The organism is Streptomyces sp. NPDC001904, from assembly GCF_040297005.1.
Classification (GTDB): domain Bacteria; phylum Actinomycetota; class Actinomycetes; order Streptomycetales; family Streptomycetaceae; genus Streptomyces.
Map to the genome: position 1 here is coordinate 147,540 of NZ_JBEOYI010000002.1, position 23,512 is coordinate 171,051.

General features: G+C 69.9%; 19 protein-coding genes and 2 tRNA genes. 13 read left to right on the forward strand and 8 right to left on the reverse strand.

Translation table 11 applies throughout. From position 1 onward, the window contains the following. Positions 1-157: 157 nt before the first annotated feature. A complete protein-coding gene (locus ABT127_RS03165) occupies positions 158-754 on the forward strand; it encodes a biotin transporter BioY (RefSeq protein ID WP_351444179.1) in 597 nt (198 codons plus the stop codon). A gap of 13 nt (positions 755-767) precedes the next feature. On the opposite strand, the gene ABT127_RS03170 is transcribed toward ABT127_RS03165, so the two are convergent. After that, positions 768-2,096, reverse strand: a complete 1,329-nt coding sequence (locus ABT127_RS03170; RefSeq protein ID WP_351444180.1) for an FAD-binding oxidoreductase — start codon at positions 2,094-2,096, stop codon at positions 768-770. Positions 2,097-2,166: 70 nt separating this feature from the next. Beyond that, positions 2,167-2,970 (reverse strand): LPXTG cell wall anchor domain-containing protein, encoded by an 804-nt coding sequence (locus ABT127_RS03175; RefSeq protein ID WP_351444181.1) that lies wholly within the window; start codon positions 2,968-2,970, stop codon positions 2,167-2,169. Between the two features lie 96 nt (positions 2,971-3,066). On the opposite strand from ABT127_RS03175, the gene ABT127_RS03180 reads away from it, so the two are divergent. After that, on the forward strand, positions 3,067-4,758 hold the full coding sequence (locus ABT127_RS03180; protein ID WP_351444182.1) for a serine/threonine-protein kinase: 1,692 nt from the start codon (positions 3,067-3,069) through the stop codon (positions 4,756-4,758). 73 nt (positions 4,759-4,831) lie between these two features. Here ABT127_RS03180 and ABT127_RS03185 read toward each other — a convergent pair whose 3' ends face one another. Beyond that, positions 4,832-6,241, reverse strand: a complete 1,410-nt coding sequence (locus tag ABT127_RS03185; protein WP_351444183.1) for an amino acid permease — start codon at positions 6,239-6,241, stop codon at positions 4,832-4,834. A gap of 166 nt (positions 6,242-6,407) precedes the next feature. Here ABT127_RS03185 and ABT127_RS03190 point away from each other — a divergent pair, with 166 nt between their 5' ends. Together ABT127_RS03190 and ABT127_RS03195 are read left to right on the forward strand one after the other, a co-directional pair. Continuing rightward, positions 6,408-6,896: a ribose-5-phosphate isomerase gene (locus ABT127_RS03190; RefSeq protein ID WP_351444184.1), complete on the forward strand. Its 489-nt coding sequence runs from the start codon at positions 6,408-6,410 to the stop codon at positions 6,894-6,896. Between the two features lie 127 nt (positions 6,897-7,023). After that, positions 7,024-7,836: an Fpg/Nei family DNA glycosylase gene (locus ABT127_RS03195; RefSeq protein WP_351444185.1), complete on the forward strand. Its 813-nt coding sequence runs from the start codon at positions 7,024-7,026 to the stop codon at positions 7,834-7,836. A 1-nt stretch (position 7,837) separates the two neighbouring features. On the opposite strand, the gene ABT127_RS03200 is transcribed toward ABT127_RS03195, so the two are convergent. Continuing rightward, the gene (locus tag ABT127_RS03200; RefSeq protein WP_351444186.1) at positions 7,838-9,067 is read right to left on the reverse strand and encodes a GNAT family N-acetyltransferase; all 1,230 of its coding nucleotides are present in this window, start codon (positions 9,065-9,067) and stop codon (positions 7,838-7,840) included. Positions 9,068-9,277: 210 nt separating this feature from the next. Here ABT127_RS03200 and ABT127_RS03205 point away from each other — a divergent pair, with 210 nt between their 5' ends. After that, positions 9,278-10,378 (forward strand): PP2C family protein-serine/threonine phosphatase, encoded by a 1,101-nt coding sequence (locus tag ABT127_RS03205; RefSeq protein ID WP_502971618.1) that lies wholly within the window; start codon positions 9,278-9,280, stop codon positions 10,376-10,378. Between the two features lie 251 nt (positions 10,379-10,629). Here ABT127_RS03205 and ABT127_RS03210 read toward each other — a convergent pair whose 3' ends face one another. Continuing rightward, positions 10,630-11,808: a cation:proton antiporter gene (locus ABT127_RS03210; protein ID WP_351444616.1), complete on the reverse strand. Its 1,179-nt coding sequence runs from the start codon at positions 11,806-11,808 to the stop codon at positions 10,630-10,632. A 157-nt stretch (positions 11,809-11,965) separates the two neighbouring features. Between ABT127_RS03210 and ABT127_RS03215 the strand changes: the two genes are divergently transcribed. Next, positions 11,966-12,424, forward strand: coding sequence for an HD domain-containing protein (locus ABT127_RS03215; RefSeq protein WP_351444188.1), 459 nt, complete (start codon positions 11,966-11,968; stop codon positions 12,422-12,424). Positions 12,425-12,428: 4 nt separating this feature from the next. Here ABT127_RS03215 and ABT127_RS03220 read toward each other — a convergent pair whose 3' ends face one another. Continuing rightward, positions 12,429-13,601 (reverse strand): acyltransferase family protein, encoded by a 1,173-nt coding sequence (locus tag ABT127_RS03220; protein WP_351444189.1) that lies wholly within the window; start codon positions 13,599-13,601, stop codon positions 12,429-12,431. Positions 13,602-14,271: 670 nt separating this feature from the next. Between ABT127_RS03220 and ABT127_RS03225 the strand changes: the two genes are divergently transcribed. After that, the gene (locus ABT127_RS03225) at positions 14,272-14,466 is read left to right on the forward strand and encodes a hypothetical protein (RefSeq protein WP_111668373.1); all 195 of its coding nucleotides are present in this window, start codon (positions 14,272-14,274) and stop codon (positions 14,464-14,466) included. A 255-nt stretch (positions 14,467-14,721) separates the two neighbouring features. Here the strand turns inward: ABT127_RS03225 and ABT127_RS03230 are convergent. Then, positions 14,722-14,795: transfer RNA gene (locus tag ABT127_RS03230), tRNA-Gly, on the reverse strand. A 130-nt stretch (positions 14,796-14,925) separates the two neighbouring features. Here ABT127_RS03230 and ABT127_RS03235 point away from each other — a divergent pair. The 5 genes from ABT127_RS03235 (at position 14,926) to clpX (ending at position 19,676) form a co-directional block, all read left to right on the forward strand. Continuing rightward, a tRNA-Pro gene (locus ABT127_RS03235) sits at positions 14,926-15,002 on the forward strand. A 161-nt stretch (positions 15,003-15,163) separates the two neighbouring features. Then, positions 15,164-16,522 (forward strand): trigger factor, encoded by a 1,359-nt coding sequence (tig, locus tag ABT127_RS03240; protein WP_351444191.1) that lies wholly within the window; start codon positions 15,164-15,166, stop codon positions 16,520-16,522. 390 nt (positions 16,523-16,912) lie between these two features. After that, the gene (locus tag ABT127_RS03245; protein ID WP_111668324.1) at positions 16,913-17,518 is read left to right on the forward strand and encodes an ATP-dependent Clp protease proteolytic subunit; all 606 of its coding nucleotides are present in this window, start codon (positions 16,913-16,915) and stop codon (positions 17,516-17,518) included. Positions 17,519-17,574: 56 nt separating this feature from the next. Next, on the forward strand, positions 17,575-18,234 hold the full coding sequence (locus ABT127_RS03250) for an ATP-dependent Clp protease proteolytic subunit (RefSeq protein ID WP_111668325.1): 660 nt from the start codon (positions 17,575-17,577) through the stop codon (positions 18,232-18,234). A gap of 155 nt (positions 18,235-18,389) precedes the next feature. Continuing rightward, complete coding sequence (clpX, locus tag ABT127_RS03255) at positions 18,390-19,676, forward strand: ATP-dependent Clp protease ATP-binding subunit ClpX (protein ID WP_351444192.1); 1,287 nt, start codon at positions 18,390-18,392, stop codon at positions 19,674-19,676. Between the two features lie 76 nt (positions 19,677-19,752). On the opposite strand, the gene ABT127_RS03260 is transcribed toward clpX, so the two are convergent. Next, on the reverse strand, positions 19,753-20,703 hold the full coding sequence (locus tag ABT127_RS03260; RefSeq protein WP_351444193.1) for a hypothetical protein: 951 nt from the start codon (positions 20,701-20,703) through the stop codon (positions 19,753-19,755). A gap of 115 nt (positions 20,704-20,818) precedes the next feature. On the opposite strand from ABT127_RS03260, the gene ABT127_RS03265 reads away from it, so the two are divergent. Beyond that, positions 20,819-23,449 (forward strand): valine--tRNA ligase, encoded by a 2,631-nt coding sequence (locus tag ABT127_RS03265; RefSeq protein WP_351444194.1) that lies wholly within the window; start codon positions 20,819-20,821, stop codon positions 23,447-23,449. The last annotated feature ends 63 nt before the right edge of the window (positions 23,450-23,512 follow it).

Below are 23,512 nucleotides of genomic sequence, written 5' to 3' on the forward strand. Positions count from 1 at the left end.
CGTCACCCCGTATGTGGTGTACATGCGGTTCTTTGTACGGAGCCCACCAACGCGGTGCTCAAGCCTTTGTCGACCGGTGACCGTGATCGGCAGAACCCTCCTGGGATAGCGTCACGACGTCCCACCCCTGCCCACCCACGAACCTCGCGGAGTCCCCATGAGCACCGCCGCCGCAGTCGCCCGCCCGGGCAAGGTCCTGGCCGACCTCCTCCCCGCCTCCCGCACCAGGTCCGCCGTTGTCGCGAGGAGTGCGGCGCTGGTCGTCGGCGGCGCCGTCCTCACCGGCATCGCCGCGCAGATCGCGATCCCCGTCCCGGGCTCGCCGGTGCCGGTCACCGGGCAGACCTTCGCCGCGCTGCTCGTCGGCACCGCGCTCGGCGCCCGCCGCGGCTTCCTCTCGCTCGCGCTGTACGCGCTCGCGGGCATGGCCGGCATGCCGTGGTTCGCGGAGGGCGGCTCGGGCTGGGCGACCGCCTCGTTCGGCTACGTCATCGGCCTGATGCTGGCCGCCACCGCCGTCGGCGCACTCGCCCGCCGCGGTGACGACCGCTCGGTGTGGCGCACCGCCCGCGCCTTCCTGATCGGCGAGGCCATCGTCTACGCGGTCGGCGTCCCGTACCTGGCGCTGTCCACCGGCATGGGCCTGAGTGCCGCGCTCGCCGCGGGCCTGACCCCGTTCCTGATCGGCGACGTGCTCAAGGCCGTCCTCGCCATGGGCGCGCTGCCCGCCGCCTGGAAGCTCGCCGACAAGTAGCGGCAGCGGTTCCTCAGCTCTTCCGGAAGAGGTTCGCCGGGTCGTACGCGGCCTTCACAGCGGCGAGCCTCTTCCGCGTCCGCGGGTCGTGGAGTCCGTCCGTACGGTCGCCGCCGCCGAACGAGAAGTTCAGCGAGCGGCCCACCGTACGGCCGGCGACGGCCGCGAACGCCCGCGCGTGATGGGCCCGCGCCGCGTCCCTGCCGCCCTCGCCCAGCGGTGACAGGATGCGCACCAGCCAGCCCGCCGACCGGTACGGCACCGCGTTCGGCGCGGGCCGCGACAGCGCGCCGCCGAGCTGGTTGAGCTGGACGACGTGCATGCCGTCGGCGGCCGGACCCGAGAGCCGGAACAGCTCGCCGAGCCCCTCCGCGTCCGCACGGTCCAGGACCGCGCTGTCCCCGTAGTAGGGGTGCGGGAAGTCCGGATCGGCGTGGATGGTGTGGCTGTCGCCGTACGGCATCTCGCGCACCGTGTCCGTGACGGGCACCCCGAGCGCGGCCCGCAGCGGAGCGACCAGCCGCTCGCCCTCGGCTGCCGGTTCGGTGCACGCGATCCGTACGGAGATCACGTACCGCCCGCGCAGGTGCGGCGGCATCGCGGGGGAGTCCGGATAGACCAGCGCGGCGAGCGACGAGGTCAGGGTCTCCGGGACGGTCGCTGCCCAGGCCGTGTAGGCGCGCACGGCGTCCGCCACGTCCGTGACCCGCCCGTCGTAGGCGAGCGACCCCCCGTACAGCCGGGCCACCGGCACCAGGCCGACCTCCAGGGACGTCACCGCGCCGAGTCCCGCGCCGCCGCCCAGCAGCGCCCAGAACAGCTCGGGGTCGTTGTCGGCCGTGACGTGGCGCAGGACGGCGTCGGCGGTCACCACGTCCAGGGAGCGCACATGATCGGCGGTGTAGCCGAACTCCCGGGCCAGGATGCCGAGTCCGCCGCCCAGCGTGTAGCCGACCGCGCCGACGCCCGGCGCCGAGCCGTTCAGCGGGGCGAGTCCGTGCGGAGCCGCGGCGCGCACCACGGCGCCCCAGGTGGCGCCCGCGCCGACGCGCACGGTGCGGGCCGCGGCGTCGACGCGGACGTCGTCCATCCGCCGTGTCGTGACGAGCACCCCGCCCGTGGAGCCGTCCGGCAGCCCGTGGCCGGTGGCCTGGACGCCCACCGGCAGCCCGGCCCGCGCGGCGTACGCCACGGCGGCCACCACGTCGTCGGGGCAGGACGCCGCGTGGATCACGTCGGGGTGCTGGGTGAAACCGGTCTGGAAACCGGCGCGCTCGTCGTCGTAGCCGGGGTCCGCCGGGCGGAGGGTGCGCGCGGAGCGCGGGTCATCGGTCGTCGTCATGTCCCGCACTCTGCGCCCTTGACCTGACAGATTCCGTCAGGTTTTCGGCGGGTCGTCCCCCCCTCCGGTCTCAGCGGGTCGGCGAGGACGCCTCCGACGGACGGCGCCGGGTCCACCACAGGCCCGCCCCGCCCGCCGCGAGCAGCGCCGCGCCCACCGCGCCGAGCGGCAGCACCCGGTCGGCGGGGCCCGTCGAGGGCAGCTCGCCCTTGCCGCCGCCCTTGTCGCCGGCCTTGTCCCCGCCCGTGCCGCCGTTCTTGTCACCGGCCGGGGTGGCCGGTTTGTTCTCTGTGTTGAGCAGCAGCGGTGTCACCGGCGCGTTCGGCGAGGGGCTGGTCGTGCCGAACGGCACCGGCCCCTGCTGCCAGAACGTCGTCTTGGCGTCCCCGCTCTGCACCGGTAGGCAGATCTTCCCGGTCTTCGCCAGATCGAAGGTCGCGGCGACCTTGAACGTTTTCGATTTACCGGCCCCGAGATTCGACACCGGGCAGGTGAATCCGCTGTTCGAGCCCTTCGGCAGCTTGTTCTCCGGAATAGGTGTGCAGCCGGGTACATCTTTCACGGCGAGGCCGTCGAATCCGACGATCAGCAAAGAAATCTTCCCGCTGTCCTTCGTGCCCTTGTTGCTGACGGTCGCGACGAGATCCTTGGTCTTTCCCGTCGCGTTGTCGACCGTGATCTTCTTCGGCAGCGCGGTGGTCGGCTCGACGCCGTCGGGCGCCTTGCCCATGACCTTGCCCCCCTCGCTGCTGCCCCCACCTGGTGCGTCGTCCGCGACCGCGGTGACGGGCAGGACCAGCGCCGCCGCGACGGCCGCGGTCAGCAGCGACCCGGCCGTGGCGGTCCGCCGCCGTGCGCGCGCAATTGAACTCATGTTCGTCCCCCTTGGTGTTTCTGTTTCCCCCGTGACGCCTGCAACTGCGTCCGAATTCGCAGTACTTGAAGAGGTACCACAAGATTTCTCCCCACTATGCTGGGACGGCGTGATGTATCGATTTTGTGTTTCTCTGTGTTTCGGGGGTGCAGTCGATTGCCAGGGCAGTCAGGAAATGCAAGGGGAGGCGTCCGTGGATTGGTGGTGGCTGGGCGCTACCGCTTGGACGAACACATAGGCCAGGGGGGCATGGGGCGTGTGTGGCGTGCGGCCGACGAGATGCTGGACCGGCCCGTCGCCGTGAAGGAGATGCGCATCGACGGCCTCGACCCCGAGGACGCCCGCACCCGCCGCGAGCGCACCCTGCGCGAGGCCCGCGCCACCGCCCGGATCGACCACCCGGGCGTGGTGCGCGTGTACGACGTCGTGGACGAGGGCGAGCGGCTGTGGATCGTCATGGAGCTGATCGACAGCCGCTCCCTGGAGCAGACCCTCGTCGAGGACGGGCCGCTCGGCGTGGACGACGTCGCGGGGATCGGCCGAAGCCTGGCCGAGGCCCTGCGCGAGGTGCACGCGGGCGGCGTCCTTCACCGCGACATCAAACCGGGCAACGTCCTGCTCGAACGGGTGGGCAGGCGCCGCGTCATGCTCACCGACTTCGGGATCGCCGCCATCCAGGACACCGAGGCGCTCACCATGGTCGGCATGCTCATCGGCTCGCCCGACTACATGGCGCCGGAGCGCATCTCGGGCAGGCCGCAGGGCCCGCCCTCGGATCTGTGGTCGCTCGGGGCGACGCTCTGCGCGGCGCTCGGCGGCAGCTCCCCGTTCAGCCGGGACACCACCCTCGCGACGCTGCACGCCGTCCTGTACGAGGAGCCCCGGCTGCCGCCCGACGCGGGCCGGCTGACACCGCTGCTGACCCGTCTGCTGGCGAAGGAGCCGCAGGACCGCCCCGGTCTCGACGAGGTCGTGAACGCGCTCGCGCCGCAGGTCCCGGCGGCCCGCCCGGGCACCCCCACCCTGGACATCGGCCTGCGCCGCCCGGCCCTGCCGCCGCCCCCGGAACCGGCCCCCGCGCGGCCGGGGGGCTTCGCGCGGGAGGCCCCGACCGAGTGCGCGAAACCGGTGCCCGGCGAGGACCTGCCCGGCCCGCCGTCGCCCACGCGCCGCGGACCCCGGCGCCGTGGCCTGCTGATCGCCCTCGCCGTGGCGCTGGCCGCGGGCGTCGCGGCGGCGCTCGCGCTCACGCTGTCCGGCGACAACGGCGGGGGAGGCGCGCAGGCGGGCGGTGCGAGCCCCACGACGACCACGCGCCCGCCCACCGTCGAGGGCACCTCGCGCCCGCCCACGGCCCAGACCCTGCCCCCGGGCTCGATCCGCGAGGTCGGCTACGCGTGGGTGCCGCCGCGGGGCTGGAAGCGGGCGGTGAAGACGGCGTCCGAGGTGCACTACACGGCCCCCGACGGCACCCAGGAACTGGTCACCCAGTCCGCGCTCGCCAAGGACGACCTGCTCGCGACCTGGCAGAAGTCCGAGCGCGACGCCCACCAGGGCCAGGACTACGTGAAGATCCGCCTGGACCGCACGACGTTCCGGGGCCGCCCCGCGGTCGTCTGGGAGTACCTGTTCACCCTCGACGGCCGCCGCTGGCACGCCGAACTCCTCGGCTTCGACCAGGAAGAACGCTCGTACCAGATCGGCACCTGGTACCAGCCGCAGGTGGCGGGGGCGGCGAACGCCCGGTACGAGCGGATCAAAAACACGTTCACGGTGCTGCGACCGTAGTCGCGGCACCGTGAACGGAAGCGAGGAAGGGCGATTGGACGGAAGGGGGGAGCGGACCGAGGGGAGGAGGAGGTCAGCTCTTGCCGCTGCGCTGCACCCGTTCCCGTACGAGCGCGAACGCCACCACGAACACCGCCACGAGCAGCGACAGCAGCACCTGCTCGCGCCCGGCGTCGTCGGTCAGCATGTAGACGAGGACGAACGAGATCATCGCGATCGTCGCCCACGTCAGGTACGGGAACAGCCACATCTTCACGACGAGCTTCTCCGGCTGCTCGCGCAGGATCATGCCGCGCATCTTCAGCTGCGTGAAGCAGATGACGAGCCAGACGAAGAGGGCGACCGCGCCGGAGGAGTTCAGCAGGAAGTTGAAGACGGTGTCCGGCCACTGGTAGTTGAACCAGACGGCGAGGAAGCCGAAGACGACCGAGCCGAGGATCGCGGTGCGCGGCACGCCCCGCGAGGTGGTCCTGGCGAACGCCTTCGGCGCGTCACCGCGCCGCCCGAGCGAGAAGGCCATGCGGGAGGCGGTGTAGAGCCCGGAGTTCAGGCAGGACAGCACGGCGGTCAGCACGATGACGTCCATGACCTGGCCGGCGTGCGGGATGCCGATGGAGTTCAGGGCGGCGACGTAGCTGCCGTCCTTCACGATCGACGGGTCGTTCCACGGCAGCAGCGTCAGCACGACGAAGATCGAGCCGAGGTAGAAGATGCCGATCCGCCAGATCACCGAGTTCGTGGCCCGGGTCACGGCCTTCTGCGGGTCCTCGGACTCACCGGCGGCCAGCGTGACGATCTCGGAGCCCATGAAGGAGAAGACGACCATCAGCACACCGGTGAGGATCGCCCCCGGGCCCTTCGGGAAGAACCCGCCCGCGTCGGTCAGGTGACCGAATCCGGCGCCCGGGTTGTCCGAGCCCGGCAGCACCCCGAACACGGCGAGCAGCCCGATGATCACGAACGCGCCGATCGCGACGACCTTGATCCCGGCGAACCAGAACTCGAACTCGCCGTACGACCCCACGGCCGCCAGGTTCACGACGGTGAGCACGATCATCACGATCAGCGCCCAGGCCCACTGCGGCACGGCCGGTATCCACCCGTTGAGGATGGTCGCCCCCGCGGTCGCCTCCACGGCGAGCACCACGACCCAGAAGAACCAGTACAGCCAGCCGATGGAGAACCCGGCCCAGCGCCCGAGCGCCTGGTCGGCGTAGGCGGAGAAGGAGCCGGACGACGGCCGCGCCGCGGCCATCTCGCCGAGCATCCGCATCACCAGGACGACCATCGCGCCGACCAGGGCGTACGAAATCAGGATGGCGGGCCCGGCCGCCGCGATCCCGGAACCGGAGCCGACGAACAGTCCGGCGCCGATGACACCGCCGATGGCGATCATCGACAGGTGACGGTTCTTGAGTCCGGCCTTGAGGCCGTCCCCCTCGGGCGGTGTCTCGTTCGGCGCCAGGGTTGACTGCGAAGACATGCAGACTTCCTTAGGTTCTCGGTGGGGCGAGCCCTGGCATTCAAAGCTCAGGATCAGCCCTTGCGGAAGGGCTGACTCCGGATTGTTGTCTTTGTTACGCCGGTGAATCAGGAGGTCAGGGCCCCGCCAGCGACTACCCGGCCCGTGCCGTGCCACACTCGGATCCATGCGCGTCTATCTCGGCTCCGATCACGCCGGCTACGAACTCAAGAACCACCTGGTCGAATGGCTGAAGGCCCACGGCCACGAGCCCGTCGACTGCGGGCCCCACATCTACGACGCCGTCGACGACTACCCCCCGTTCTGCCTCCGCGCCGCGGAGCGCACGGCGGCGGACCCCGACGCCCTGGGCGTCGTGATCGGCGGCTCGGGCAACGGTGAGCAGATCGCCGCGAACAAGGTCAAGGGCGTCCGTGCCGTCCTCGCCTGGAGCGAGCAGACCGCGGCCCTCGGCCGCGAGCACAACAACGCCAACGTGATCTCGGTCGGCGGTCGCATGCACACGCAGGAGGAGGCGACGAAGTTCGTCGAGACCTTCCTCGCCACCCCGTGGTCCGGCGAGGAGCGCCACCAGCGCCGCATCGACATGCTGACCCGCTACGAGGAGACCGGCGAACTCCCCGAGATCCCGGCCCACCACCCGCAGCAGGGCTGAGCCTTTCCGGAGGGGCTTGATCATTCAAGCCCCTTCCGCCCCCTCAAGCCCCTCCGGCGATTGAGGAGCGGGGTCTGGGGCAGAGCCCCAGGACAGCAACCCGAACGCACCCGAGGAGACCGCGGTCGTGCCCGAAGGCCACACGATCCACCGCCTGGCCCACGACCACGCGGAGCGCTTCGCGGGCCGGAAAACACAGGTCACCAGCCCCCAGGGCAAATTCTCCGACGCGGCAGAACTCCTCACCGGCCAGGAACTCACCGCCACCGAGGCCCACGGCAAACACCTGTTCCTCGGGTTCGGCGAGAGCTGGGTCCACATCCACCTCGGCCTCTTCGGCAAGTACGCGCTCGGCGACACCCCGGCCCCGCCGCCCACGGACACGGTCCGCCTGCGCCTGCGCAACGACGCCCACTACGCGGACCTGCGCGGCCCCACCACCTGCGCCCTGATCACGGACGCCGAGAAGCAGGCGATACACGACCGCCTCGGCCCGGACCCGCTGCGCCCGGCCGACACCCCCGCCAGGGCGTACGCCCGCATCTCCCGCAGCCGCACCACGATCGCCGCGCTCCTCATGGACCAGAAGGTCATCGCGGGCGTCGGCAACGTGTACCGGGCCGAGGTCCTCTTCCGCCACGGCATCGACCCGTACACGCCGGGCCGGGAGATCACCGAGGCCGCGTTCACCGCGATCTGGGACGACCTGGTGGCCCTCATGCGCGAGGGCGTCCGCCTCAACCGCATCGACACGGTCCGCCCCGAGCACACCCCGGAGGCGATGGGCCGCCCGCCGCGCGTCGACGACCACGGCGGCGAGGTCTACGTCTACCGGCGCGCCCCGCACCCCTGCCACCTGTGCGGCACCGAGATCCGCACCGCCGAACTGGCGGCGCGCAACCTCTTCTGGTGCCCGACCTGCCAGCCGGGCACCCCCTAGCTCAGAACCCGTGCTGGAGCCACGGCGCGACGGCCGACCCGAACGCCACCGACGCCTCCGCGAGCGCCCCCTGCCGCAGCTCCCGCACCCGCCCGGCACCCGCCAGCGCGGCCAGTGACGTGTCACCGAGGTAGGCGGACCCCAACTCCCTCACGGACAAGGACAGTTCGGGAGCGTCGTCGGTCCGCTCGCAGGAGGCGCCCTTCGCGTCGCCGGTCAGCCGCCAACGACCCGCGTTCCAGGGGCAGAAGGCGTCCTCGACCTCGAACACCACGTCCACCGGCGTGAGATACGTACGCGCCGCGAGCGCCGCGCCGACCTCCACCAGACGTACGTGCATCGAGTCGCGCATCCGGACGGCGCACCGCCGGATGTCCGACACCATCGCCAGCAGCGGATCGTCGACCGGCAGGTTCCGCGTCTCCACGAACTCCGTCAGGTCGACGGAGAGCAGGAACCGCCACAGCGCCGCGTACGCCGCCGGGTCGAGCGCGCTGATGTGGCGCACCTGGATCCTGCTGGTCGGCACCGACCACTCGGAGCTGGGCTTGATGTGGAAGCGGACGAACCCCACGAGCTCACCGGCCCGCTCGGCGAGCACGCACTGCATCGCCGACCCCCCGTTCCGCTCCTCCGGCGGGTCGAGCAGCGGCAGCCGCTCCCAGCCGGGGGAGCGGGCCAGGTTCCCCGGCCGGGTGCCGATCGTGCGCGCGTAGACGGCCTCGCACCGCTCGGCGGCCTCCGTCACGTCCGCGAACCGCAGCGAGACCTCGTCCGTCCCGTCCGGAGCCTCGATGCGCACCCGCGACGACTCGAGGGTGAGGGCCAGCTGCCGGGTGGCGAGGCCGTACCCGAAGCGGCCGTAGATCGCCGGTTCCGACGCGGTGAGCACGGCGAGGGCCTCGCCCCGCTCCCGTACGTCGTCGAGCTGGCGGCGCATCATCGAGGTGAGGATGCCGCGCCTGCGATGGGTGGCGGCGACGCTCACCATGGTCACGCCCGCGGCGGGCAGGAACGTGCCGCCCGGCACGGCGACCCGGTACGAGAACGCGCTCGCGGTCCCCACGCACTCCGCGCCGTCCCAGGCCCCGATCGACCGGTCGAACTCCGTCAGGTCGTCCATCAGCCGCTGCTCCTGCGGCGGCTCGGGCACCCCGCCGAAGGCCAGCATCAGCCGCTCGTACCAGCGGGTGTGCTCGTCGCGGCTCAGCGTGCGCAGGTCGATCGTCATCCGTCATGCCTACCAGGGCAAGAGGGACAACAGCGAGCGAATTTACCGGCCCGCCGCGGCTCCGGACGTGCCCGGAAAGGGGGACAAGTGGGACCTCCCGTGCACAGGTCCAGGCCCGATGGATAAGGTCCACGAGCAATGGCCGTACGACGAGACAGACGGGCGCGCGCACAGCGCGCGGCAGCCGAGACGTTCCCGGCCCGGTTGAGAATGCGTGTCCACCGGGTCCGCACCGCCGTGCGCAAGTCCGGGGTGGACTACTTCCGCGGCGACGGTTCGGACTGGATCGCCCTCGCCGGCCTGCTGCTGATGATCCCCCTGATCGCCTGCGCCACGATCCTCAACCCGGTCTGGTGCTCCCCGGCCGTGCTCGTCCTGCCGATCGTCGCGGGCGGACTGCTGCTGCGCCCGGCCAGCCTGCTCGGCCTGTACGCGGCGGCCGCCACGGCGCTGATCGTCGAGTCGTACCGGCTCGGCCCCTACGAGCAGCATCCCGCGGCGGTCACGCCCGGCACCGTGCTCACGGTCGCCGCATGCGGCTTCTTCGGCCTGCTGATAGCTCAGTTCCGCAGCCGGGTCGGTGTGCCGTGGCGGCGCGGCGGCACGATGCTCTTCGACCTGCGCGAGCGGATCCGCACCCAGTCCCGGCTGCCGAAGCTGCCGGTCGGCTGGCACCGCGAGATGGCGCTGCGGCCGGCCGGCGGCCAGTCCTTCTCCGGCGACTTCGTGGTCGCGGCCCGCACCAACAACGGCCGCACGCTCGAAGTCGTCCTCACCGACGTCTCCGGCAAGGGCATGGACGCCGCGTCCCGCGCGCTGCTCCTCGCCGGTGCCTTCAGCGGCCTCCTGGGCTCCCTCCCGCCGCACGCCTTCCTCCCCGCCGCCAACGGCTATCTGCTCCGCCAGGACTGGGACGAAGGCTTCGCGACCTCCATCCACCTCGTCCTCGACCTGGAGTCGGGCGACTACGAGCTCTACTCCGCCGGTCACCCGCCGGGCCTCCAGCTGAACGCCGGTACCGGCCGCTGGGAGGAGAAGGCCGCCGAGGGGCCGCTCCTCGGGGTCTACGACGGTGCCGAGTTCGACGCGACCAAGGGTTCCCTGCGGGCCGGCGACGTCCTGATGCTCTTCACCGACGGCCTGGTCGAGACGTCCGACCGCGACATCGCCGAGGGCATCGACCGCCTCACGGGCGAGGCCGACCGCTATGTCCAGGGCGGCTTCCACGGTGCCGCCTGGCACTTGATCGAGGCCGTGGCCAAGGACGTCAACGACGACCGGGCCCTCCTCCTGATCTGCCGCGACGCCTGACGGCTCCGCCGGACTCCCTTCGTCCGCGGCCCGGTGGGGCTTCTCGCGCAGTTCCCCGCGCCCCTGAGATGCGCACTTCGTGCGCCATCTCATCGGGCGCTCGCCCCAGGGGGAGGCGGCGCGAAGCGCCTGCCTCAGGGGCGCGGGGAACTGCGCGACCAGCCACGACGAGAGCCGCGCGTGACAGACGGCCCAGGGGCGCGGGGAACTGCGCGAGAAGCGGCCACCGGCCCGCGCCCGGCGACGAAAGGTCAGACCCCGGCCCCGACCCGCTCCTCCACCGGCAAAGACACCCGCCCCCCAGGAAGAACCCGGGCCAGCCAAGCGGAGCGCCCGGCGGCCAACGGCCCGAGAACGGCAAGCACCAGCACATACCCCGCGATGAACGGAGAAAGCCGCTCGTCCAGCCCGGCGCCGGCGGCCATCGTGGCAAGGATCAACGCGAACTCCCCCCGGGCCAACAGCGTCGTAGCGATATTGGCAGCGGGCCCGCTCCCGAACCCGTACACCCGCGCGGCCCCCAACCCGGCCAGCACATTCATCACCAGAGTCACCGCGACAGCGGCCAGCACCGGCCACACCACACTCGGCAGATCCCCGGGATCGATCGACAACCCGAACCCGAAGAAGAAGATCGCGCCGAAGGCGTCCCGCAACGGATGCACCAGCTTCAGAATGCGCGCGCCCGACGAGGTCGACCCGAGCATGAGCCCGACCATGAACGCCCCGATCGCGTCGGCCACCCCGAACCACTCTGAGACCCCGGCGACGAACACGGCGGCACCGAGGAACGAGATGACGAGGAGCTCGTCGTCCTTGGTGTTGAAGAGCTTGCCGACGACCCGGGTCCCGAACCGCGCGGCGAGCGCCAGCAGCAGCAGGAACCCGAACGCCTTCCCGCCGTCCATGATCGCGGCGGACAGCGAGTCGGCCCCGGACAGGATCGGCTGCAGCGCGGCGAGGTAGAGCGCCAGGAAGATGTCCTCGACCACGATGATGCCGAGGATCGGCTTGGTCTCCGGATTGCCCAGCCGCCCGGTGTCGACCAGCACCTTGGTGACGATCGCGGACGACGAGATGCCGAGTACCCCGGCGAGGACCAGAGCCTCGGAGGTGCCCCAGCCGAGGGCGAATCCGAAGCCGAGGCCGGCGCCGACGTTCAGCGCGAGGTACGTCCCGCCGGCGACGGCCATCTTGCGGCCGCCCGCCTTGAGGTCGTCGATGTGGAACTCGAGGCCGAGATAGAAGAGCAGCAGCACCAGGCCGAGAGCGGAGAGCATCTCCAGGTCGTGCGGGTCCGACAGGAGCACGACGCCCGGTGTGTGGGGGCCGAGCAGGATCCCGGCCAGGATGAACAGAGGGATGGTGGGAAGTCCGATGCGCCCGCCGAGGCGGGCGAGAACGGCGGCGGCGAGAAAGGCGCCGCCCATGGCTATCAAGGTGTCTGCGTGTCCGATGGGCCCGTTCCTCCTTGTACTGGCGACCGACCTTGGTAAAGGGATCGTCAAGAAAACGTCAATAGTTAGCTTACCAAAGTACTAGGAGGGTGGGCCGAAGGTCCCGACACGGCACCCCTACGCTCGACCCATGCTCACTCTGACCGAGGTAGAAGCCCTGGCCCGCCGGGCCCACGCCCACCAGACCGACAAGGCGGGCCGCCCCTACGCCGAGCACCTGCAAGCCGTGGCCGACGGAGTCGCGGCCCGCGGCGGCACGGAAGAACAGATCGCGGCGGCCTGGCTGCACGACGCCGTCGAGGACGCGGCGCTCTCCGAGGAATGGCTGACGGCGGCACCGCTCACCGACACCACGAAGGCCCTGGTCCGGGCCCTGACAAAACAGAAGGGCGAGGACCCGGCGTCGTACGCACGCCGTATCCTCGCCACTCCGGGCGCTCGCCTGATCAAGGAGGCGGACCTGGCCCACAACGCGAACCCGGCCCGCCTGGCGGTCCTGGACGAGCCCACCCGCACCCGCCTGACCCGGAAGTACGCGACGATGCGCGCCCTCCTGGGCCTCGCCCCGGACCCGGACCCGGCCCGGTGAAGAACTAGGCCCCGCGCCGCTGCCGGGCCAGCTCGGCGGCATCCCGCCGGAACGCCCACTCCATCTTCGGCTCCATGGCGAACCGGAACAGCCGCTGCACCGGCGGCGTGCACAGCACGGTGATGACGGACGCGGCGACGACGGTGACGACGATCTGGCCCCAGGGAGTGTGCACCCAGGCGGCGTCGAACCAGCCCCAGAACCGCGACCCCTTCGCCAGGAACCCGTGCAGCAGATACCCGTACAGGGTTCCGGCGCCGAGCACCGTGAACCACATCCTGCGCCCGGGCACCCAGGCGAAGAAGCACGCGGTGAGCACGATCGAGGCGCCGAACAGCGCGAGCGTCATCACGATGCCGGCCCACCACGGAGCGCCCAACTCCTGTGCGCTGTCCCGGTGGTAGAACCAGGCGGACGTCATCCGCGGCCCGGCCCAGTACGCGAGCGCCAGCGCGCACAGCGCGACCGGCACGGCGATGATCCGCACCTCGCGCCGCCGCACCAGCTGGAAGTGCTCGGGCTTCAGGCACAGCCCGAGGACGAAGAAGGGCAGGAACTGCAGCACGCGCTGGAGATCCAGATCGTCACCGACCTCCGGCGAGATGGACGCCAGCGCCGCGACGACGACGGCCAGCGGCAGCGGCCACCGCACGATCTTCCAGATCGGCGTGGTCAGCCGCCACACGAACAGCGCGACCAGGAACCAGGTCAGGTACCAGGGGTCGAGCAGGCTGATCGGGTAGTCGGGGTCGCCCCCGGCGGTCCGCTTGAAGAAGGTGTACGCGATCTCGAAGAGAACGTACGGGACCGCGACTCCGGTGATGAGCCGCTTGAGTCTGTGGGGGCTCGCGTCGAAGGACCGCGAGAAATAGCCGGAGATGATGATGAACGCCGGCATGTGAAAGGTGTAGACGACCATGTACAGCGCCTCGGCGGCGCGACTGCGGTCGGTCAGGGGCTCCCAGGAATGCCCCATCGCCACGAACACGATGGCGAGGTACTTCGCGTTGTCGAAGAACGCGTCCCGCTGCTTCGGCCGGGGAGTGCCGGCCGGGGCGGGAGCGGACACCGGAGCGGGGGGCTGCCGGGTCTGTGGGGACGGCACGCCGTCCGCGGGCATCGCGGCCGGGGGGAGGGGCGTGCGATGCGAGCCGTGCGGATACAGCGAGCTGGTCACAGGCCCTCCCGTCGAAGAATCGGGGGGACCGTCCGGGACCGCACTGCGCCGGAGGGGGTCATGGCAGTGTCGAGCATCTGAGGCACCCTAGTAGCGCCTGTGGGATTTCGTAAAACCCGCAATGTGATTCCTCCTTATCGTTCCCGGGTACCCCCGGATTCGCGGAAGTCGACATGCGTCCGTACGTCGTTGAACTCGTGCCGATCTGTCCGTCATCACACTGTTAATCCCACTTAAACGCCGCATATCGCCCTCGTTCGACTACGGCGGAACGCCCCCTTGTGAACCCTTTCGCACCGCGCGGCGGCAGGGCGGGAATGAGCCGCTGAATTCCCTGGATTCACCTGTGCGTACGACACGGGGAAAGTGCGGGAAAACCGGGAACGACATGCGAGGGGCATGTGTGCCCCGCACGTGCCCCGATGGAAACGATCAAGCCGAATTCCGACCCCCGCCGTCACCCCTGCCGACCCCCGTCGCCCCCGCCGCGACGTGCGCCGCACCCGCGCCGCGGCCATGCGCACCCTTCGCGCCCCCGTGCGCGCGTGGCCGACGATGCGTCACGGACCGCATACAGGGGCCGGGTTGGTGGCACGATGGTCCTGGCGGGGGGTGTGTGGGGCTGTGCCCCCCGGGCCGGGAGAGCGGACCGACCTAGGGTGTGATCAGTGTGGCCATTTCGCTGTCAGTGGTGCTGTTGTTGGCGATCGTCCTCGTGGTGCTCATGCGCGGAGGATCGATCAAGGCGGGACCCGCCATAGTCGCGGTGCTCTTCGGCTTCTTCCTGGCGTCGACCGGAATGGCCCCCGCGATCAACAACTTCCTCAACTCCGTGGCGGAGAGCATCAGTTCGATCAACTTCTGACGCCCGGCCGGGGAGTCGGGCGTCGAAGGGCCGCCGACGTCACGCGTCGTCCCGTCCCGTCCTGTACGCGGTCGGCCGGTTCGCCGGCTCGCCCTTCCTGCCGACCGCGTTCCTGCCCGGTGCCATCGGGATCGCCTGCCGTGCGACAGCCTCACGGGCGTTCCCCGAAAGCTCTCGCGGAATGGACACGAACGCAGCGCGGAAACGAACGAGGCCAGGTCGGAGAATGAACCTCTGACCTGGCCTTGTGTCCTGTGGAGCGGGTGACGGGAATCGAACCCGCGTAGCTAGTTTGGAAGACTAGGGCTCTACCATTGAGCTACACCCGCACAGCGCGCACCACCGATGACCGGCGACGGCACGAAAAGCATCGTAGCGGGTCAGGGGGCCCGCCCGCACACCCCGTTTAAGTCGGGCGCCGCACCGCCTGCGGGCATGTACCCTACGTGTCGCACCGAACGGGGTGTGGCGCAGCTTGGTAGCGCGTCCGCTTTGGGAGCGGAAGGCCGTGGGTTCAAATCCCGCCACCCCGACCAGCTACTTCCCCCGGCCCCGCACCCGCCTCACCGGCGCCTCTCGGGCTCTCTCAAGATCGCATTGTGGCTGGGCAGCGGCTTGCCGTTACTATGCAAGCTGCATGCCCGTGTGTCTCTAAGCCGGGCAGATCCCTAAAGTCAGCCCCCAAGGAGACCGAACCGTGAAGAGCGCCGTCGAGACCCTGAACCCGACCCGGGTTCGGCTCAGCATTGAGGTGCCCTTCGAGGAGCTCAAGGACAGCCTCGACGCGGCGTACAAGAAGATCAACCAGCAGGTCACGGTGAAGGGCTTCCGCAAGGGCAAGATCCCGGCCCGCGTCATCGACCAGCGCTTCGGCCGCGGTGCGGTGCTGGAGGAGGCCGTCAACGACGCCCTCCCGAAGTTCTACACCGAGGCGGTCAACGAGGCCGAGCTGAACGTCCTCGGCCAGCCCGAGGTCGACATCACGGAGCTGAAGGACGGCGAGACGCTGAACTTCACCGCCGAGGTGGACGTCCGTCCGGCCATCGAGATCCCGGACTACTCCGGCATCGAGGTCGAGGTCGACGCGGTCGAGGTCACCGACGAGGACATCGAGAAGTCGGTCGAGCAGCTGCGCGACCGCTTCGCCTCGACCTCCCCGGTCGAGCGCGCCGCCGAGGACGGCGACGTCGTGACCATCGACCTGGAGGCCAAGGTCGACGGCGAGGTCCTGGAGGACGGCGTCGCGTCCGGCGTCTCCTACACCATCGGCTCCGGTGAGCTGCTCGACGGCATCGACGACGCCGTCAAGGGCCTGGAGGCCGGTGGCGAGGCCACCTTCACCTCCCAGCTCAAGGGCGGTTCCGCCGAGGGCAAGGACGCCGAGGTCACCGTCAAGGTCACCCAGGTCGCCGCCCGTGAACTCCCGGCCCTGGACGACGACTTCGCCCAGCTCGCCTCCGAGTTCGACACCCTCGACGAGCTGAAGGCCGACAGCCGCAAGCGCCTCGAGAACATGAAGCAGTACGACCAGGCCACGCAGGCCCAGGAGCGCGTCCTGGAGAAGCTGCTCGAGCTGGTCGAGGTCCCCGTTCCCGAGAAGCTGCTCGAGGACGAGGTCAACACCCGCAAGCACAACCTCGAGCACCACCAGCTCGGCCAGATGGGCCTGGACATCGAGAAGTACCTCGAGATCCAGGGCAAGTCGGTCGAGGAGTTCGACGCCGAGACGCGCGAGCAGGCCGTCAAGGGCATCAAGACCCAGTTCGTCCTCGACGAGCTGGTCAACAAGGAGAAGCTGAACGTGAACCAGGAGGAGCTCACCGAGCACCTCATGCGTCGCGCCGCCTCCTCCGGCATGTCCCCCGACCAGTTCGCCCAGGCGGTCGTCGAGGGTGGCCAGGTCCCGATGCTGGTCGGCGAGGTCGCCCGCGGAAAGGCCCTTGCCGTGGTCGTCGAGGCCGCCACCGTCAAGGACACCAACGGCGAGGTCGTCGACCTCGAGGACGACGAGGACGAGGCCACCGAGGCCCCGGCCGAGGAGTCCACGGAGGCCTGATCTCCGTAGCGCCATTCCGACAGGCCCCCGGGACGTCATGTCCCGGGGGCCTGTCGCGCCCCGTCAGGGGCGCGGGGAACCGCGCGAGAAGCCCCACCGGCCCGCGGACGCGTCCGCCCCCTGAGGCGCCACGGCGGCCGCGGCCCTCACATGGCTGAGCGCGCAGTTCCCCGCGCCCCTGACGGGGCGCATTCGCCCCGGCGCCGATCAAGGGCCAACCTGCGCTCACAGCGAACAGTTCCATCTGCGGGATTCCCCGAAGGGACCCGCGCGTTAGGGTCCATGAAGAGGAGGGCAGGGGAGTCCCTGAGCAAGGGCCCCGCCCCCAGCTAGAGACGCGAGACGGCGCGTGGCCGTCAGAGACGAGCAGGTGGATACGTGACGATTCAGATGCCTTCCGCCGCAGGCGAGCCGTCCATCGGTGGTGGCCTCGGCGACCATGTCTACAACCGGCTGCTCGGCGAGCGGATCGTCTTCCTCGGCCAGCAGGTCGACGACGAAATCGCCAACAAGATCACCGCGCAGATGCTGCTCCTTGCCGCCGACCCGGACAAGGACATCTACCTCTACATCAACAGCCCCGGCGGCTCGGTGACGGCCGGCATGGCGATCTACGACACCATGCAGTACATCCCGAACGACGTGGTCACGATCGGTATGGGCATGGCGGCCTCGATGGGCCAGTTCCTGCTCACGGGCGGCACGGCGGGCAAGCGCTTCGCCCTGCCGAACACCGACATCCTGATGCACCAGGGCTCCGCGGGCATCGGCGGTACCGCCTCCGACGTCAAGATCCAGGCCGAGTACCTGCTGCGTACGAAGCAGCGCATGGCCAGGATCACGGCCGAGCACTCCGGCCAGACCATCGAGACGATCATCCGTGACGGTGACCGCGACCGCTGGTACACCGCGGAGGAGGCCAAGGATTACGGCCTCATCGACGAGATCATCACTGCCGCTACGGGTGTTCCGGGCGGCGGCGGCACGGGCGCCTGAGCCCAGGCCCCGATTCCAGCCCACTGCCTCCCTCACCAGGACGGAACACCGCCATCATGAACAACACCCCCGGCAGCGGCCTCTACACGGGCCCGCAGGTCGACAACCGCTACGTGATCCCGCGCTTCGTCGAGCGCACCTCGCAGGGCGTCCGTGAGTACGACCCGTACGCGAAGCTGTTCGAAGAGCGCGTGATCTTCCTCGGCGTCCAGATCGACGACGCGTCGGCCAACGACGTCATGGCGCAGCTGCTGTGCCTGGAGTCGATGGACCCGGACCGCGACATCTCCATCTACATCAACAGCCCCGGCGGCTCGTTCACGGCCCTCACGGCCATCTACGACACGATGCAGTTCGTGAAGCCGGACATCCAGACGGTCTGCATGGGCCAGGCGTCCTCCGCGGCCGCCGTCCTGCTCGCCGCCGGCACCCCGGGCAAGCGCATGGCCCTGCCGAACGCGCGCGTCCTGATCCACCAGCCCTCCGGCGGCACCGGCCGTGAGCAGCTCTCCGACCTGGAGATCGCGGCCAACGAGATCCTCCGGATGCGTACGCAGCTGGAAGAGATGCTGGCCAAGCACTCGACGACGCCGATCGAGAAGATCCGCGACGACATCGAGCGCGACAAGATCCTCACGGCCGAGGACGCCCTCGCGTACGGCCTGGTGGACCAGATCATCTCCACCCGCAAGATGAACAACGAGGCGATCGCGTAACCGCGCGCTGTATCGTCTGCCATTCCCCGGCACGGTTCACGTCAAAGTGAACCGTGCCAAGGGGGGCCCGAACGGGGGGCCCGGCAAGGTACCGTCGGATACAGGCACCAGGAGCCGCTGAACGTGGCGTCTCCCAGGCGAAGGGGAAGCACCTCGTGGCACGCATCGGTGACGGCGGCGATCTGCTCAAGTGCTCGTTCTGCGGAAAGAGCCAGAAGCAGGTCAAAAAGCTCATCGCAGGCCCCGGTGTATACATCTGCGACGAGTGCATCGACCTCTGCAACGAGATCATCGAGGAAGAGCTCGCGGAGACCAGCGAAGTGCGTTGGGAAGAGCTTCCCAAGCCGCGCGAGATCTACGAGTTCCTCGAGGGCTACGTCGTGGGCCAGGAGGCCGCCAAGAAGGCGCTCTCCGTGGCGGTGTACAACCACTACAAGCGCGTCCAGGCCGGGGAGAACGGCGGGGGCAGCGGCCGTGACGACGCCATCGAACTGGCGAAGTCCAACATCCTGCTGCTCGGCCCGACCGGCTCCGGCAAGACGCTCCTCGCGCAGACGCTGGCGCGCATGCTGAACGTCCCGTTCGCCATCGCGGACGCCACGGCGCTCACCGAGGCGGGCTACGTCGGCGAGGACGTCGAGAACATCCTGCTGAAGCTCATCCAGGCCGCTGACTACGACGTCAAGAAGGCCGAGACGGGCATCATCTACATCGACGAGATCGACAAGGTCGCCCGCAAGAGCGAGAACCCGTCGATCACCCGCGATGTCTCCGGCGAGGGCGTCCAGCAGGCCCTGCTCAAGATCCTGGAGGGCACCACCGCCTCCGTGCCCCCGCAGGGCGGCCGCAAGCACCCGCACCAGGAGTTCATCCAGATCGACACGACGAACGTGCTGTTCATCGTGGGCGGCGCGTTCGCCGGTCTGGAGAAGATCATCGAGTCGCGGGCCGGCGCCAAGGGCATCGGCTTCGGCGCGACGATCCACTCCAAGCGCGAGCTGGAGGAGAAGGACCAGTTCCAGGAGGTCATGCCGGAGGACCTGGTGAAGTTCGGGATGATCCCCGAGTTCATCGGCCGTCTCCCCGTCATCACCTCGGTCCACAACCTCGACCGCGAGGCCCTGCTCCAGATCCTCGTCGAGCCGCGCAACGCACTGGTGAAGCAGTACCAGCGCCTCTTCGAACTCGACGGCGTGGAGCTGGACTTCGAGCGCGAGGCCCTGGAGGCCATCGCCGACCAGGCGATCCTGCGCCGCACCGGCGCGCGTGGCCTGCGGGCCATCATGGAGGAGGTCCTCCAGTCGGTGATGTACGAGGTCCCGTCCCGCAAGGACGTGGCCCGCGTGGTCATCACGGCGGACGCCGTCCACTCGAACGTGAACCCGACGCTGATCCCGCGGGACGCCCGCGGCGGCGGCAGCGGGGAGCAGAAGTCGGCCTAGCCGTACGGCGCCTGACGCGGTGAAGGGCCCCGACCGGATCTCCGGTCGGGGCCCTTCACGCGTACCGCGGCGCGTGTTACGCGGGGACGCGGACTTCCTTGCGGAGCTTCACGGCGATGTCCGACGCGGACTTCAGGTCCGCGGTCTTGCCGGACATCATGTCCGAGAGCGTGAGCGGGATGACCACCGCGACCGTGCTGTTGTCGGCCCAGATGCAGACCGGCATGTGCACGTCCTTGCCGCCGGTCGTGCCCGCCGCCGAGCCGGACATCTTCAGTTCCTGGCACTTCATGACGTAGTCGTCCGTGCTGTAGTCCGTGGGGCTGCCGACCAGCGGGGCCTTGTCGTCGCCACTGCTGCCGAGCGCACCCTTGTCGAACATGCCGTCGACGAGCTTGCCGGGGTTCTCGACCTCGCCGTAAGCGCCCTGGAACTGCAGCATCTTGCCGTTCAGCGGGTCGGCGGGGTCCCCGGCCTTGTATTGAGCGTTGACGGGCTTGCCGTTCTTCAGGCCGTCCTTCTCGGCATCCGCCATGTCCGAGGAGCTGAAACCGCCGCTGGAACTGGCTTCCTTCTTGTACTCGGTGAGGACGGTCTCGGGCGCCGACAGCTTGTGGGCGCCGTCGTCGGACACGGTCGCACCGCCGCCCCCGCCCCCGCCGATCACGAAGTACGCCCCCACGCCGATCGCCGCGACCACGGCGACCGCGCCGATGATGAGACCGACCTTCTTGCCGCCGCCACCGCCGGCCGGAGGCTGCGGCGGGTACTGGCCGTACTGGTCCTGGCCGTACGGGGCCTGCTGCTGCGGGTAGCCGTAACCGGCCTGCGGCTGCTGCGGCTGCTGTCCGTACGGGTTCGGCGGCTGCTGGGGCGGGACACCGGGCGGTGCCTGCTGGGGATACCCGTAGCCGGGCTGCGGGGCCTGGGGCTGCTGGCCGTACGGGCCAGGCTGCGGCTGCTGGCCGTACGGCCCCGGCTGCTGCGGCTGCTGGCCTCCGTAGGGGCCCGGCTGGTTGTAGCTCATTGGATGGGTTCCCTCCCGATGCTTATGTGCTCCTCACATCCTGGCGTACTGCAGTGCGGATCGGGCCACCGGATATGGTTTCAGTACGGGACTGTGACCCCCCTAAACTGGCTCCGTGACCGAGAACTCTCAGCAGCAGCACTCAGCGCCCACCACCGAACTGCCGACCCAGTACGCGCCGGCCGAGGTAGAGGAGACGCTGTACGAGCGCTGGGTAGACCGGGGCTATTTCACGGCGGACGCCAAGAGTGAGAAGCCGCCGTACACGATCGTCATCCCGCCGCCGAACGTCACGGGTGCGCTGCACCTGGGGCACGCCTTCCAGGTGACGCTGATGGACGCCCTCACGCGCCGCAAGCGCATGCAGGGCTTCGAGACGCTCTGGCTGCCGGGCATGGACCACGCCGGTATCGCCACCCAGAACAAGGTCGAGCAGCAGCTCGCCGATGAGGGCAAGTCCCGGCACGACATCGGCCGTGATGCCTTCGTCGAGAAGACGTGGCAGTGGAAGAACGAGTACGGCGGCCGGATCCTGGGCCAGCTCAAGCGGCTCGGCGCCGGTCTCGACTGGTCCCGTGAGCGGTTCACGATGGACGAGGGTCTGTCCCGCGCCGTCCAGAGGATCTTCAAGGATCTGTACGACGACGAGCTGATCTACCGCGCCGAGCGCATCATCAACTGGTGCCCGCGCTGCCTGACCGCCATCTCGGACATCGAGGTGGACTACCAGGACGACGACGGCGAGCTGGTCTCGCTGAAGTACGGCGAGGGCGACGAGACGGTCGTCGTCGCGACCACCCGGGTCGAGACGATGCTGGGCGACACGGCTGTGGCCGTCCACCCGGACGACGAGCGGTACGCGCACCTCATCGGCAAGCGGATCAAGCTGCCGCTGACGAACCGCACCATCCCGGTCGTCGCCGACGAGCACGTGGACCCGGAGTTCGGCACCGGCGCCGTCAAGGTGACCCCGGCGCACGACCCGAACGACTTCGCGATCGGGCAGCGCCACGACCTCGAGACGCTCACCATCATGGACGAGCGCGCGGTCATCACCGTCCCCGGCCCGTTCGAGGGCCTCGACCGGTTCGAGGCGCGGTCCGCGATCGTCGCCGCGCTGCGCGAGCAGGGCCGTGTCGTCGCCGAGAAGCGTCCGTACGTCCACTCCGTCGGGCACTGCTCGCGGTGCAAGACGACCATCGAGCCGCGCCTGTCGCTGCAGTGGTGGGTCAAGGTGGAGACGCTGGCGAAGGCGGCCGGTGACGCCGTCCGCGACGAGCGTGTCGCGCTGCACCCGAAGGATATGGAGAAGCGGTACTTCGACTGGGTCGACAACCTCAACGACTGGTGCATCTCGCGCCAGCTGTGGTGGGGCCACCGCATCCCGGTCTGGTACGGGCCGAACGGCGAGGTCGTCTGCGTCGGCCCCGACGAGCAGCCGCCCGGCACCGAGGCCGACGGCTGGACGCAGGACGAGGACGTCCTCGACACCTGGTTCTCGTCCGGCCTGTGGCCGTTCTCCACGCTGGGATGGCCGGAGGAGACGGACGACCTCGCGAAGTTCTATCCGACCGACGTCCTGCTCACCGGGCACGACATCATCTTCTTCTGGGTCGTCCGGATGATGATGTTCGGTCTCTACGCGATGGACGGCGAGATCCCGTTCAAGACGGTCGCCCTCACCGGCCTGGTCCGGGACGAGTTCGGCAAGAAGATGTCGAAGTCGAACCCGAACGCGGTCGACCCGATCGACTGGATGAACGCGTACGGCTCGGACGCCGTGCGGTTCACGCTCGCGCGCGGTGCCAACCCCGGCGCCGACGTCCCGATCGGCGAGGACTGGGTCCAGGCGTCCCGGAACTTCGCCAACAAGATCTGGAACGCGACGCGCTTCGCGCTGATGAACGGCGCGACGATCGAGGGCCCCCTGCCCGAGCCGCAGGACATGACCGCCACCGACCGGTGGATCCTGTCGCGGCTGAACAAGACCGTGGCCGAGGTCGACGGCTTCTACGACGACTACGAGTTCGCCAAGGTCTCCGACGCCCTCTACCACTACGCGTGGGACGAGGTCTTCGACTGGTACGTCGAGCTGTCGAAGACCACGTTCATGGCGGGCGGCGAGCCGGCCAAGGTGTCGGGCCGGGTCCTCGGCGAGGTCCTGGACGTCACGCTGCGTCTGCTGCACCCGATCGTCCCCTTCGTCACCGAGACGCTGTGGACGACGCTCACCGGGCGCGAGTCCGTCGTGATCGCCGACTGGCCGAAGGACTCGGGCTTCCGCGACGAGGCGGCCGAGAAGGAGATCGAGACGGTCCAGCGGGTCGTCACCGAGGTCCGCCGCTTCAAGGGCGACCAGGGCCTGAAGGCCGGCCAGCGCGTCCCGGCCCGCCTCACCCTGGACGGCACGGCGCTCGCCGCGCACGAGCCCGCCATCCGCCAGCTGCTCAAGCTGCAGCCGGCGGGGGAGGAGTTCCAGGCGACGGCGACCCTGCCGGTCGCCGGGGCCGAGGTCGCGCTCGACCTGTCCGGCGCGATCGACGTGGCCGCGGAGCGCAAGCGCCTCGCCAAGGACCTCGCCGCCGCCGAGAAGGACAAGGCGCAGGCCGAGGGCAAGCTGGGCAACGAGAAGTTCCTCAGCAAGGCCCCCGACCACGTCGTCGACGGCATCCGGGCCCGCCTGGCCAAGGCGGACGAGGACATCGCCCGCATCCAGGCCCAGCTGGAGCGCCTGCCGCAGGCGTGAGCCGTGTGCGTACGTGACTGAGGCCCCGGAACCCTTCGGTTCCGGGGCCTCGCTCGTGCGGCG